The 12,921-nt window shown below is 61.7% G+C and carries 10 protein-coding genes; 4 read left to right on the forward strand and 6 right to left on the reverse strand.

From position 1 onward, the window contains the following. Positions 1–127: 127 nt before the first annotated feature. Both ydiJ and NFH97_RS02140 read right to left on the reverse strand, forming a co-directional pair. The gene (gene ydiJ / locus NFH97_RS02135) at positions 128–3,253 is read right to left on the reverse strand and encodes a D-2-hydroxyglutarate dehydrogenase YdiJ (protein WP_349625488.1); all 3,126 of its coding nucleotides are present in this window, start codon (positions 3,251–3,253) and stop codon (positions 128–130) included. Positions 3,254–3,321: 68 nt separating this feature from the next. Continuing rightward, a complete protein-coding gene (locus NFH97_RS02140; RefSeq protein ID WP_349624344.1) occupies positions 3,322–4,569 on the reverse strand; it encodes a 2-aminoadipate transaminase in 1,248 nt (415 codons plus the stop codon). A 305-nt stretch (positions 4,570–4,874) separates the two neighbouring features. Here NFH97_RS02140 and NFH97_RS02145 point away from each other — a divergent pair, with 305 nt between their 5' ends. The 4 genes from NFH97_RS02145 (at position 4,875) to NFH97_RS02160 (ending at position 9,717) form a co-directional block, all read left to right on the forward strand. Beyond that, on the forward strand, positions 4,875–5,876 hold the full coding sequence (locus NFH97_RS02145; protein ID WP_108131683.1) for a TAXI family TRAP transporter solute-binding subunit: 1,002 nt from the start codon (positions 4,875–4,877) through the stop codon (positions 5,874–5,876). Positions 5,877–5,936: 60 nt separating this feature from the next. Continuing rightward, complete coding sequence (locus NFH97_RS02150) at positions 5,937–7,895, forward strand: TRAP transporter permease (protein ID WP_108131682.1); 1,959 nt, start codon at positions 5,937–5,939, stop codon at positions 7,893–7,895. Positions 7,896–8,086: 191 nt separating this feature from the next. Then, the gene (locus tag NFH97_RS02155; protein WP_349624345.1) at positions 8,087–9,007 is read left to right on the forward strand and encodes a LysR substrate-binding domain-containing protein; all 921 of its coding nucleotides are present in this window, start codon (positions 8,087–8,089) and stop codon (positions 9,005–9,007) included. Positions 9,008–9,282: 275 nt separating this feature from the next. Continuing rightward, positions 9,283–9,717 (forward strand): hypothetical protein, encoded by a 435-nt coding sequence (locus tag NFH97_RS02160; RefSeq protein ID WP_349624346.1) that lies wholly within the window; start codon positions 9,283–9,285, stop codon positions 9,715–9,717. Between the two features lie 122 nt (positions 9,718–9,839). Here the strand turns inward: NFH97_RS02160 and NFH97_RS02165 are convergent, their stop codons facing one another. From NFH97_RS02165 to NFH97_RS02180, 4 genes are all read right to left on the reverse strand, one after another. Continuing rightward, positions 9,840–10,508 carry an amino acid ABC transporter permease gene (locus NFH97_RS02165; RefSeq protein ID WP_349624347.1) on the reverse strand — a complete coding sequence of 223 codons (669 nt, stop codon included), beginning with the start codon at positions 10,506–10,508 and terminating at the stop codon, positions 9,840–9,842. Between the two features lie 5 nt (positions 10,509–10,513). Beyond that, complete coding sequence (locus NFH97_RS02170) at positions 10,514–11,254, reverse strand: amino acid ABC transporter ATP-binding protein (protein ID WP_156088599.1); 741 nt, start codon at positions 11,252–11,254, stop codon at positions 10,514–10,516. A 16-nt stretch (positions 11,255–11,270) separates the two neighbouring features. Continuing rightward, on the reverse strand, positions 11,271–11,939 hold the full coding sequence (locus NFH97_RS02175; protein WP_349624348.1) for an amino acid ABC transporter permease: 669 nt from the start codon (positions 11,937–11,939) through the stop codon (positions 11,271–11,273). A gap of 67 nt (positions 11,940–12,006) precedes the next feature. Then, the gene (locus NFH97_RS02180) at positions 12,007–12,867 is read right to left on the reverse strand and encodes a transporter substrate-binding domain-containing protein (protein WP_349624349.1); all 861 of its coding nucleotides are present in this window, start codon (positions 12,865–12,867) and stop codon (positions 12,007–12,009) included. Positions 12,868–12,921 lie beyond the last annotated feature (54 nt).

The raw sequence follows: 12,921 nt of genomic DNA on the forward strand, positions 1-12,921 counted from the left end.
AAGCACCTGGCCGGCTAGCGCTCACGGGCTATCGCGCTGCCGGACCAGCTATGGTTAAGCCAAGGTTCAGCCAAGGTTCAGAAGAATGGAGAGACATCGCTCTACGGGCGTACGACGGGCGCAACTCTCACTCAGTCTTGGTCCGATGCCTAAAGCACGCGAGTAGCCCCTGAAGCGGATGTGGCAAGTGGGCGCCAGAAAACCGCCGAGCCTGGCAGCGACAGGAATAGCCGCTGGCCAACAGGCGTCCCTGAAGATCCGGATCCTCGACTCGGGGCTGCCAGGATTGCGCATAGATAAGCGCAGACGTCTGGCGATGCTCCACTTCATGGCCGTAGGTACCTGCCATGCCGCAACAGCCGCTTTGCAGCACCTCGAGCGACAGACCAAAGGCTTCGTACAGACGCTGCCAGTCCTTGGCCGCCCCGGACACATGGGTCGCCTCGGTGCAGTGAAGCAGCAACCGATAGTCCGGGTCCTTGACGACCGACGACCGTGCGGCTTGTTGCGCCGCTCGCGGCCTGCTCGTCAGCCACTGCGCCAACCAGGAGCCCAGCAGTTGCACCTGGGGCACCGCAGCGGCGCCCAGTGCCTTCACGTACTCCTGGCGATAGGTCAGCGTCATGGCCGGGTCGATGCCGACCAGCGCCACCCCGGCCTCGGCCAGCGCCCGCAGGCGCTCGGCCTGCCTTGCGGCGGTGCGTTCGAAGGCTCCGAGAAAGCCCTGGACATGCAGCGGCTTGCCGTTGGGGCCATAGGGGGCCACGAACACCCTCACCCCGAGCCCTTCCAGCAACTCGACGGTATCCATCACCAGACGGGATTCGAAGTAGCTGGTGAAGGCGTCCTGTACCAGCACCACGCTGTGCGCCTTTTCCGCCTCGTCCAGGCGCTTGAGCGCCTCTGGCGTGGCCCGCTCGACCCCATGGCGATCGAGCCAACCATCAAGGCGCTCTGGCGACAGCCGCGGACTGTCGACCACACCGAACACACCGGCCATCAGGCACGAAACTCCTGGTATTCGCAGCGTGGCGTTGTACAGCGGCGCAAACCGCGAAAGTGTCGGCAGCATGACTTCCAGCCCCCCGACCAGGTAGTCCCGCGGCGCGCGCAGGTAGCGGCTGTGATAGAGCTCGAGGAAACGCGCCCGGAAGCTCGGTACATCGACCTTGATCGGACACTGGCCGGCGCAGGACTTGCACGACAGACAGCCGGCCATGGCCTCATGCACCTGATGCGAGAAGTCTCGCTCGCCGCGACGGCGCCCTAGGCTTCGCCCCAGCCTTGCGGGGAAGGCCTTGAGCGCCGCCCAGGCGCTGCGCTTGCGCAGCCGCCGGGACACGTCCAGCACATCGACACCCGCCAGTTGCTGCTGGCGTAGCCATTCACGCATCAGGCTGGCACGCCCCTTGGGTGAGTGGATGCGCTGCCGCGTCGCCTTCCACGAAGGGCACATGGCGTCGTCGGGATGGTAGTTGTAGCAGGCGCCGTTGCCGTTGCAGTACACCGCCTCGCCGTAGGCCTGCCACACCCGCTCGTCGATCTGGCGATCGAACTGACCACGCAACGCCACCCCATCCACCGCGAGCAGCCCCGGGTCGCTCTCACGGCCCGTCGTCTGGTCGGCGTGGTCGAGCGGATCGGTGGGGGGATCAGTGAGCGGTGTCGCGATCTTGCCTGGGTTGAGCTGATTGCAGGGGTCGAAGGCGCCCTTGAGCCGTTGCAGGCTGGGGTAGAGCGGCCCGAAGAAGGCCGGGGCATACTCCGAGCGAATGCCCTTGCCATGCTCGCCCCACAACAACCCACCGTACTTGTGCGTCAGCTCAGCGACCTCATCGGTGATCTCGCGAATCAATGCCACCTGGGCGGGGTCCTTCATGTCCAGAGCCGGACGCACGTGCAGGACCCCGGCATCGACGTGCCCAAACATCCCGTACTCAAGCCCCCTGGCGTCGAGCAAGGCGCGAAATTCCGCGATGTAGTCGGCCAGGTGCTCGGGTGGCACGGCGGTGTCCTCGACAAAGGGCAGCGGACGCCTCTCGCCGGCCACATTGCCCAGCAACCCCACCGCGCGCTTGCGCATGGCATAAACCCGGGTAATCGCCTCGCGTCCCTGGGCCAAGGTGTGGCCCAGACGCCTGACACTCGAGTCTTGGTCCAGATACCGGCAAAAGGCCTCGACCCGGCGCCCCAGCCGTGCCGGATCATCATCGTTGAACTCGACCAGGTTGATGCCCTGGGTCCGGATATCGCCGGCATCGGGGAAGAACTCGCTGACCGAGTCCCAGACATAGTCACCACGGGCCAGCTCCAGCACCCGCTCGTCCACCGTTTCGATGGAAGTGGGTGCAGCGTCGCTGGTCATCAACGCCCGAGCGTCACCCAGCGCCTCCATGAACCCGGCGTAGCGAACATTGACCAGGGTCGAGTGGGCCGGGATCGACAGCACCCGGAGCACCGCCTCGCTGGTGAAGGCCAGCGAACCCTCGGCGCCGCACAGCACGCTGTTGAGGTCGAAGCGGCCATCCGCCGTGGTCAGATGGGCAAGATCGTAACCGGTGAGGCAGCGATTGAGCGGCGGAAAGGTCTCGTCGATACGCTCACCTTCGCACTCGAGAATGTCGCGGACGACGCGGTGCACGCGGCCCACACCGTCCTTGCGAGCGCACAGCGCCGCCAGCTCGAACTCGTCCACTGGCCGGCTGACCAGGCGCTCGCCGCCCAGCAGAACGCTCTCGAGTTCCAGCACATGATCGCGGGTCTTGCCGTACTCGCAGCTGCCCTGGCCGCTGGCATCGGTGGCGATCATGCCCCCGAGGGTGGCGCGGTTGGAGGTGGACAGCTCAGGGGCAAAGAACAGTCCGTAGGGCTTGAGCGCGGCGTTGAGCTGATCCTTGACCACCCCGGCCTGGACGCGCACCCGGCGGCGTGCCACGTCGATCTCGAGGATGGCGTTCATGTGCCGCGACACATCCACGACCAGACCATCGGTCAGGGATTGCCCGTTGGTGCCGGTGCCTCCTCCCCGGGGCGCCAGCACCACCTGGCGGAAAGCTTCGCGCCCCGCCAGCTCGGCGATACGCACCAGATCCTCGGTCCCGCGAGGATAGAGCACCGCCTGGGGCAGGCGCTGGTAGATCGAATTGTCGGTGGCCAGCACCGTGCGATTGGCGTAGTCAGGGGCGACCTCCCCTTCGAAGCCCTGGCCCACCAGGGCTTCGAGAAAACGCCGATAGCTCGTGGCCACGTCCATCCCCGCATCATTCCAGGCGTGGTGGCGGGAGTCGTGGCGGGCGTCATCACGGAGGGCGATCCGGGCAATCATGGCGTGAGCGTCGCCAACGCGCGCTCCAGCCGCGCCATACCTTCTCTCAACACCTCAGGCTCTGCGGTCAGCGGGGCCAGCAGGCGCAGCACGTTGCGGCGACGCCCACTCGGCATCAACAGCACCCCCGCCTCGCGTCCGGCGGCCAGCAACGCGGCCAGGTGCTCGGCGCCGCTGGCCCCCGCGGTATCGTTGAACACGATGCCGCGCATGGCACCTACCCCGGTCAAGGCCCCCACCATCGGAAAGCGCTCCTTCAGGCGGGCGTGGGTCGCCACGATCAGTGACTCCTGGGCCTCGCTCCAGCCCGCCAAGCGCGTCTCGCTCATCACCTCCATCACCGTACGAGCCGCCGCACAGGCCACCGGGTTACCGGAATAGGTACCGCCGAGCCCACCCTTGGGCAGGGCATCCATGAATCGGGACTTGCCGGCCACCGCCGCCAGCGGCAGCCCCGCCGCCATGCTCTTGCCCATCAACAGCAGGTCAGGCTCGACGCCCAAATGGGTGAACGCAAAACGCCTACCGGTACGCCCGAATCCGGACTGGATCTCATCGAAGATCAGCGCCATGCCGTGGCGGTCGCAGAATTCGCGAAGGTGCGCGGCGAAGGTCGCATCGAGCAGGCGGAAGCCGCCCTCGCCCTGCACCGGTTCGACGATGATAGCGGCGATCTCGTCAGCGGGCAGCTCGACCTCGAGCAGACGGTCGAGGGCGTGTATGGCCTGCTCGGTGCTGACATCGTTGTCCCGGCTCGGGAACGGCAAGTGATACACCGGCCCCGGCAGACTGCCGAGCCCGGTCTTGTAGGGCTTGACCTTGCCGTTGAGGTTGAGCGCCGCGAGGGTGCGGCCGTGAAAACCGTCATCGAAGGCGATGACCGCCTGACGACCGGTCGCCCCTCGCGCCACCTTGAGGGCATTCTCGGTCGCCTCGGCACCGCAGTTGGTCAGCATGCACGACAGCGGGTAGGACACTGGCACGAAGGCATCGAGCGCCTGGGCCACCTCCAGATAGCCACGGTGGGGCAAGGCGTTAAAGGCGGAATGCATCAGCCGATCCACCTGGGCTTTCACCGCTTCCACCACCGCCGGATGTCCATGCCCCAGATTGAGCACGCCGATGCCGCCGATAAAGTCGACGTAGTGTCGACCGTTCTCGTCCCATAGCTCGGCGTTGCGCCCATGCTCCACACACAAGGGGTGAACGATGCCCAGCGAGGCGCTGACGTGAGGAAAGTCCATGTCCGGTACCTGTCGAATCGTCGAGGAATTCAGGACGACGATGTAACCAGCGGCACTGGAGCTCTTCAAACGAAAAAAAGCGTCTTATGCATTCCAGAAATGAATACCAGGCGCGTCGATATCCTCTCGAAAAACTGCGGCATCGGCACGTAAATGAGCAAAAGGAATAGATCGAGTATTAGATTTCTTTTGTGGGTGATAAAGGCTCGTGGTAACAATGCCCGCCGCTCTGCTTGCGCCAGCGACAATAGCCAAAAAAACATGGCCAGAGAGCCACGACATCACCTCAACGACAGGAACGTCACATGACTCATCCCCTGAAGCCGGCCGCGATCGCCATCGCCGCATCCACTCTTCTCAGCGCCTGCAGCGACGGCGCCTCCTCTACCCCGAACGTGGCGATCGGCCCGCCCGCCAGCACCACCCAACTGGTGTCAAAGCTGCTGCTCGACGCCCACGGGGTGAAGGAAGATGACTACAGCGCCTATCAGGAAGGTTTCGGCGCGGCGCTCGACGGTGTCCAGGACGGCAATATTGACCTGTCGATCGGCATCCTCGGCTTGCCGTCCGGAAGCATCGAGAACCTTCAGGCAGCCGCCGGTGACGTTCGCATGATCGGCCTGAGCGACGACGCGGTGGACTATATCGAAGCCAATAGCGAGTACCGTCGCTTCGTCATCCCCCAGGACAGCTACGAGTTTCTTGACCAGGACGTGACCACGGTGACCGCCTACGCCGTGCTGGTGGGCAACACCCACAGCATCGACGAGGAGCTTGGCTATGAACTGGCTCGCCTGATGCACGAGAAGGCCGAAGAAAACACCCACGCCCAGTCCGCCTTCATGACCCTGGAGAACGCACTGAACGGCTCGGCTGGCATCCCGATCCATCCGGGTGCCAAACGCTACTACGAAGAGCAGGGACTGGAGGTGAGCAACCCGGTGGCTCAGCTCGAGATCCAGGGCGACAAGAGCGAGTACATCCTCGGTACCGGCAGCCAGGGCGGCACCTACTACCCGCTGGGTGGCGAGATGGCCACCATCTGGAACAACTATCTCGACGGGGCCAACTTCACCAACATCGAGACCGGCGCCTCCATCGAGAACCTCGTCAGCATACGTGACGACCGCATGGACCTGGGCATGACCGTGCATGCACCGGCCAAGGACGCGGTATCCGGCAACGGTGAGTTCGACGACAACGCCATCGGCAACGTCGCCTTTATCGGCCACATCTATCCGGAAGTCATCCAGATCGTGACCCGCGAAGACAGCGGTATCACCAGCCTCGACGACCTCGCCAAGTAAACCATGTCATCGTCAGGCGCCGGCGTGTCGGCGCCTGGCGATCATCGGGAGATTCACGCCATGGTCGAAAAAACAACGGCCGATGCCCCTCGGCAATTGCTCGAGAAGTACGACCGGGAGTCCAGCGTTCGCGCTCACCTGGGCCGCTGGGGCTGGGCGGTGTCGCTGCTCGGCATCGCGCTGACATCCTTTCACCTCTATACCGGCTACTTCGGTACCCTGCCATCGCAACAGCAAGGGGCGGTACACCTGGGCCTCGCGCTCGGGATGATCTTCCTGCTATTCCCCGCCTGTCGCGGCGAGCGCGCCCGCCGAGCGGTGCCCTGGTACGACGTGGTACTGGCCTTCACCGCCACCTTTGGCGCCTACTACAAGATCCTGTTCTACGACGAGGTGCTGCGCGCCCGCATCACCGGCTATTCCACCCTGGACCTGATCGTGGCCGGCGCCGGTGTGCTGTTCGTGCTGGAAGCGACGCGTCGCACCGTCGGCTTGCCCATCGTGATCGTGGCCCTGCTGGCGCTGGCCTATGCTCTGCTGGGCAACCATATTCCAACGGCGCTGCTGTCCCACCCCGGGTTCTCGCTCGAGCAGGTCGCTCCCTATCTGTGGTTCCGCGAAAGCGGCGTGTTCGGCACGCCCCTGCAGATCTCGGCGAAGTTCATCTTCCTGTTTCTGTTCTTCGGCGTGGTACTGATCCAGACCGGGGTCGGCCGCTTCTTCAATGACCTCGCCTTCGCCGCCACCGGTCGCTTCACCGGCGGGACCGCCAAGGCGGCGGTGATCGCAAGCTCGCTGCAGGGCATGATCTCGGGCAGCTCGGTCGGCAATACCGTGGCCTCGGGCTCTTTCACCATTCCGATGATGAAGAATGCCCGCTTCCGTCCCGAGGTCGCCGCCGCCACCGAGGCGTCGGCCTCCACCGGTGGGCAGATCATGCCGCCATTGATGGGCGCGGCCGCCTTCATCATGGTCGAGTACGTCGGCGTGTCCTATCGCGAGATCATGTACGCCGCACTGATACCGGCGCTGATGTACTTCACCGGTATCTTTATCGGCGTGCACTTCGAGGCCAAGCGCAGCCGTATCCTGGGCATCCCCAAGGACCAGCTTCCCAGCAAGCGCAAGCTGTTGATGCGTCAGGGATACATGCTGCTTCCGCTGGCGGTGATCGTGACCACCGTCAGCGTCGGCTTCACCGCCCAGCGTGCCGCCCTGCTGGGCATCGCCGCAGCACTGGCGGTCAGCCTGCTGCGCAAGGAGACCCGACCGTCGCTTGCCGACCTGGTACGCCTGCTGGACAAGGGCGCCAGGGTCGCGCTGCCGGTGATCGCCGCGGTGGCCACCGCCGGCATCATCGCCGGGGTGGTGGGCATGACCGGGCTGGGCGCCAAGTTCGCCGCTGGCATCATCAGCCTGGCCGACGGCACCCTGATCCTCGCCCTGATCTTCACCATGCTGGCCTGCATCGTGCTGGGCATGGGCCTGCCGACCACCGCCAATTACGTCGTCACCGCGACCATCGCCGCGCCGGCGCTGATCAACGAGTTCGGCCTGGCGCCCATGGCGGTGCACCTGTTCGTGTTCTACTTCGGGATCGTGGCCGACATCACGCCACCGGTCTGCCTGGCGGCCTACGCCGGCGCAGGGATTGCCGGGGCCAATCCGATGAAGACCGGAGTGACGGCGCTGAAACTGGCCATCGGCGCCTTCATCATCCCCTACGCGCTGATCTACAACCCGGCGCTGGTGATGATCGACGCCACACCGCTGGGCCTGGTACGCGATGTCGGCTTCCTGCTGGTGGGCCTGGTCGGCGTAAGCGCCGCTTTGATCGGCCACTTCGTGCGTGATGCCTTGATGTGGGAGCGGGCGGTGCTGCTGGCAGCGGGCCTGGCCATGGTGGCCCCGGCCCCCATCACCAGCAGCCTGGGGCTGGTGGCCCTGGCGCTGGTGGCATTGTGGCAGTCACGCCGCCCCGAGGCGCCGCTGGATACGGCAACGTCGGCCCAGCGCTGACGGCGACGGTGTCGATGAGCGCCAGTTCCCGGCGGCCCTGTTCTGGGCGCCCCTGTTCCCGGTAGCCCAGTGGCCGCCGGGAACTTAAATGAGCACCTCAGCAGGAGGTCGTTTCGAAAAACGTACCGGCAACAGCGGTAGTTCCTCGGTTGGGGTAGAATGGCGGTTTTTTACGCTGGAGTCAGCGTTCGATGAAGGCCCGTCATCTCCCCTCGACCACCACGCTTCAGTGTTTCGAAGCCGCCGCCCGGCACCTGAGTTTCACCCGGGCGGCGGATGAGCTGAGCATCACCCAGAGCGCCATCAGCAAGCAGGTGGCCCAGCTCGAGGACTACCTTCAGCACAAGCTCTTCCGTCGACTCAGGCGCACCCTGGTGCTGACGCCGGAGGGCTCGCTGTACCTGACCGAGGTGCGCAAGATCCTGGCCCACCTCGAGATGTCGGCCAACGCCATCATGACCTACAGCGGCCACGGTGACGTGCTCAAGGTGGCCACGCTTCCCACCTTCGGCACGCGCTGGCTGTCGCTGCAGCTACCGGCCTTCTTCGAGGCTCACCCCGGTATCACCCTGCACCTGTCCGACCGCGTGGAGACCTTCGATCTGGAAAACGAAGGCATCGACATAGCGATCTTCCACGGCCACGGCAGCTGGCCCAACCTCGAATGTCACAAGCTGTTCGAGGAAGAGGTGATGGCGGTCGGCGCACCCGGCTATCTGGCGCGCCAGCGCATCGTCAGCCCCGCCGATCTGGCCAACTGCCGGCTGCTGCACCTGTCGACCCGCCCCGACGCGTGGCACCGCTGGTTCGACGAACAGGGCATTCGCACCGATCGCAGCTACCACGGTATCCGCTTCGAAACCTTTCAGACGCTGATTCGCACGGTCATGGCCGGCGGCGGCCTTGCCCTGATTCCACGCTTCATGATCGACCATGAACTAGAAGCCGGCGCCCTGGTCCCCGCCTGGCCCACCCTGTTGCGCGGTCCCGACGCCTACTACCTGGTCTATCCCGAGCACCTGGGCGAGCTCGCCAAGGTGCGCCAGTTCGTCGACCACCTCAAAGGCTGCGCCGCGCCACAGGCCCCGTCCGAGCAGGCCCGGTCAAAGTAGGCCCGGTCAAAGTAGCCCCCCGCGAGTAGTCCCCGTCCGAGCTAGCTCCGCCCGAGTAAGCCCCATCCGAGTAAGCCCCGCCCGAGTAGCTCCCAGGGGGGCAGCCGGCTGAGACCCTCCGTTTTCGGTGGCTCGGCACATGGCCTGGCCCCTTCCCTGCTCCTGCACGAAAAGTTTTCTTCTGGCTGTAAGGTCCCGCTTTCAGATGCGACACAGCCTCCCACGGCGCTCGCCCATCGAGCGCCATCCCCTAGAAGACGACCAAGGAAGCTCAGATGCACACTGAAGGAAACGAGATGGCGGGCCTCAAGGGCGGGCTGCTGGCGATGCGTATCGGCATCTTTCTGGTACTGCTGGTCTGGACCCTGAGCAAGTTCATCAATCCAAGCCAGGGCAGCGGGATCATGGACAAGTATTTCGGCATCGCCGGCGTCGGCACCGCCGTCGTGGTGGCGCTAGGTGTGCTCGAACTGGTGCTGATCCTGGCCTTCGTCAGCGGCAGCTTCAAGCGCATAAGCTATGGTGGCGTGCTGCTGGTACACGGCGTCTCGACACTGGTGACCATCCCGGCGATGGTGACCGATCCCTTCGGCCATATGCTGTTCTTCGCCGCCCTGCCGATGCTGGCCGCCTGCTACACCCTCTATCGACTGCGCGACCAGGACACCCTGCTGACCCTGGAACGCCCGGCGCCCCTCGCCACCGCCTGAGGCGACGTCGCCAGAACAGACGCGCCCCTGGTAAGCAACCACTTGCTCACCAGGGGCGCTTGATGTAGCGACTTCGCTAGCTCACTACTGGTGCACTGCGAGGCTCCAGACGCCTCTCGGGCTCACTGAGTGGTCACCCCAGGCACCCAGGTCTTCCGCTCGACCCAGCCAAGCAGGCTTGCCACACTGGACGTCAGCACAAGATAGATGATCCCCGCCCAAAGAAACACGTGGAAAAAGTCCAATGTTCGCGAGCCGATATCCTGAGCAATTGCCGTAATCTCAACCACGCCGATGGTATAGGCAATGGAAGTGAACTTGAGCTCGATGATCGCTTCGTTGGACCACTGAGGTATCACCCGCCGTAACGCCTGCGGCAACATGACGTGTCGGATAGCCTGCCATTTGCTCATCCCGCACGCCCTTGCGGCGGTCAATTGCCCTGAAGGCACCGACAGGATCGAACCACGAAAGTACTCAGCCTGGTAGGCGGCACTGTTCAAGGTGATGGCGATCACCGCGGAGGTGAAAGCATCAAAGACAATGCCTACGTGGGGGAGACCCAGATAAATAAAGAACATCTGGACCAGCATCGGCGTCCCGCGAAAAAGCTCTATATATGCGGTACTGATCCAGTACCAGACTCGCCCGCCGTAGACACGCGCCCAACACAGCGCAAGCCCGAGAAAGAAACCGAGCGTGATCGCAATCGCCCAGAGGGCGAGGGTGATCGGAACCCCTGTGAGGAGTTGCGGCAGCCACTCAAGGCCAAAGCTCAAAAAATCCATCATAGCGCTCACCCATGCTCTGCGATGACGTTGAGGAAAGCCCTGGTTCGCTCATTCTCTGCGCCTGTGAACAGGGTCTGAGGGTCACCCTGCTCAACGATATAGCCCTTCTCCATAAAGATGATCTCGTCGGCAGCCTGACGTGCAAAACTCATCTCGTGAGTTACCACGACCATCGTCATCCCGTCACTGGCGAGTTGCTGCATGACTTTGACCACTTCCCCCGTCAACTCCGGGTCCAACGCTGATGTAGGTTCATCAAACAGCAGCACGTCAGGGTCCATCGCCAGCGCCCTTGCAATAGACACACGCTGCTGCTGACCACCCGAGAGTTCTGCCGGATAAGCATCTGCCCTGTCCGACAACCCCACTCGCTCCAACTCCTCGTAGGCGCGACGAGTCGCCTTATCTCGCTCGACTCCATTTACCCTGATTTGGCAAATTCGTACGTTGTCCAAGACGGTCAGATGGGAGAACAGGTTAAAATCCTGGAAAACAAAGCCGATCCGCGCCCGCATCTTGTCGATATTACTGTCGGTGACTTCTTCTCCCTTGAGGTAGACCTTGCCATCGTCGGGGTGAGTGAGATGGTTGATACTGCGCAAAAGCGTACTTTTTCCTGATCCGGATGGACCAATAAGAACTTTTGTTTCACCCCGATGAAGAGAAAAGCTGATACCTTTCAGGACCTCTACACCGCCATAGCTTTTCTTCACACCTTTTACATCGAGAACCAGATCGCTGTCCATATCATTATCTCTCATCTTATTTTTCGAACCCCGGAACCGACAACTTCCTTTCAAAAGCATAAAGGGCACTATTCCCGGCTCTATTTAGAATAAAATAGAGAAGGGCGACTACCGCAAATACGATGAGGACGTTTCCTTGGGTACTGGTAATTATATAGTGAGCTTGACGCGTCAGTTCGACAACACCGATCACGTACGCAAGCGACGTTTCCTTTATCTGAGATGAAAACTCGTTTGTCCAAGGCCCTATTGCGTGTCGTATGGCTTGAGGTAAAACGATATATGCAATCGCCTTGGAACTAGACATTCCCATCGCCCTCGCAGCCAGCATCTGGCCCTCAGGAACAGACTGGAAGGCACTACGAAAAATCTGAGATTGATAAGCAGCAGATCTTAGCCCCATTGCCAAAACTGCCGCAGCGAAAGCGGAGATATCGTATACACCAGATAGTCCATAGAAAAAAATGAACAGCATTATAATGATTGGAATACCACGAAAAATTCGCTCGTAGACGATCAGCGGCCACTGAACAAAACGAGAACGTGGCCCGTACAGCTGTATCAAGCATATAGCCAGGCCAAGAAATAAACCTATAACCAAAAGACAGAGCAAGAGGACAATCGCGACCCCCAGCCCTTTCAAAAGAAAGGGAAAGTCTCTAATAAGTACATCATAGATATCCATGACATCGGCCCCGATGAAAAAAGGCGCTTCCGGTCGAGGAAGCGCCTACAGCAATATAACGCCAGATTTATTCGTTTCCGAGCTCGGGAAGTCCACTCACCGGCTTGTCATAGGTATCTACGAAATCCGGCATATGGCCAGGAATGGCAGGCGCCACAACCCCGGGGATATAGCTGCTTACGATTTCCTGCCACTCACCAGAGTCATAAATATTCATGATACCCTGGTTCAACTTTCCAAGGACCTCCTGCGGATCATCCTTGGTGACAGCCAGCGCCAAAGGAGCACGAATATAGATCTTGCCAGCCATCTTTACCGGTCGGCCAGAGTTGATATATTCCTGAGCCGACGTATCGTCCACGATGACCGATGAAATCCTGCCGATCGCCATGTCATCGACAGCGGTCACATAGCTGTCGTACTTGGAGAGAGAAACGTCAACATCGCTATTGTTGATAACGTTCTCTTCCATCCATGCCTGCTGGGACGAACCACCTTGAACGCCGACACTAGCGCCACAGCAGACTGCCGTAAAGACATTGGCGTCAGAGTCTTCAGGAACCAACACAACATCGTTGGTTTCCCACCAGGGTATACTGAAATCGATAGCCCCTGCCCGCTCCTCTGTCACAGTCAGTCCGGTCGCCAATATATCAATTTTTTGAGCCGCCAGCGCTGGAATCAGAGAAGGGAAAGGCATGTCCTGAAATTCAATCTCAAAGCCTTGATCTTCAGCAATTGCACTCATCGCATCGATGGCAATGCCCTTGAACTCACCACTTTCTACATATGCCCAAGGTGGAAAAGAGGCTTCAATACCCACCGTGTATGGATCTTGAGCCAATGCCGTCGAGGAAATTCCCGTTCCTGCAAGACCTACTGTTGCTAGAGCAAAATAGGTGACCCAGGATGGCTTCTTGTTCTTCATAATTGCCTCATATTGTCTAACGAATTTATCGATTAACCAATCCAATATGGTGGC

The organism is Halomonas sp. SCS19 (assembly GCF_040147015.1).
GTDB classification, from domain to species: Bacteria; Pseudomonadota; Gammaproteobacteria; order Pseudomonadales; family Halomonadaceae; genus Halomonas; species Halomonas litopenaei.

Coding starts and splice junctions, on each gene's coding strand:
- ydiJ (WP_349625488.1), bottom strand. CDS start 3,253: ATGGACGTGGCCACGAGCTATCGGCGTTTTCTCGAAGCCCTGGTGGGC.
- NFH97_RS02140 (WP_349624344.1), bottom strand. CDS start 4,569: ATGGACTTTCCTCACGTCAGCGCCTCGCTGGGCATCGTTCACCCCTTG.
- NFH97_RS02145 (WP_108131683.1), top strand. CDS start 4,875: ATGACTCATCCCCTGAAGCCGGCCGCGATCGCCATCGCCGCATCCACT.
- NFH97_RS02150 (WP_108131682.1), top strand. CDS start 5,937: ATGGTCGAAAAAACAACGGCCGATGCCCCTCGGCAATTGCTCGAGAAG.
- NFH97_RS02155 (WP_349624345.1), top strand. CDS start 8,087: ATGAAGGCCCGTCATCTCCCCTCGACCACCACGCTTCAGTGTTTCGAA.
- NFH97_RS02160 (WP_349624346.1), top strand. CDS start 9,283: ATGCACACTGAAGGAAACGAGATGGCGGGCCTCAAGGGCGGGCTGCTG.
- NFH97_RS02165 (WP_349624347.1), bottom strand. CDS start 10,508: ATGATGGATTTTTTGAGCTTTGGCCTTGAGTGGCTGCCGCAACTCCTC.
- NFH97_RS02170 (WP_156088599.1), bottom strand. CDS start 11,254: ATGGACAGCGATCTGGTTCTCGATGTAAAAGGTGTGAAGAAAAGCTAT.
- NFH97_RS02175 (WP_349624348.1), bottom strand. CDS start 11,939: ATGGATATCTATGATGTACTTATTAGAGACTTTCCCTTTCTTTTGAAA.
- NFH97_RS02180 (WP_349624349.1), bottom strand. CDS start 12,867: ATGAAGAACAAGAAGCCATCCTGGGTCACCTATTTTGCTCTAGCAACA.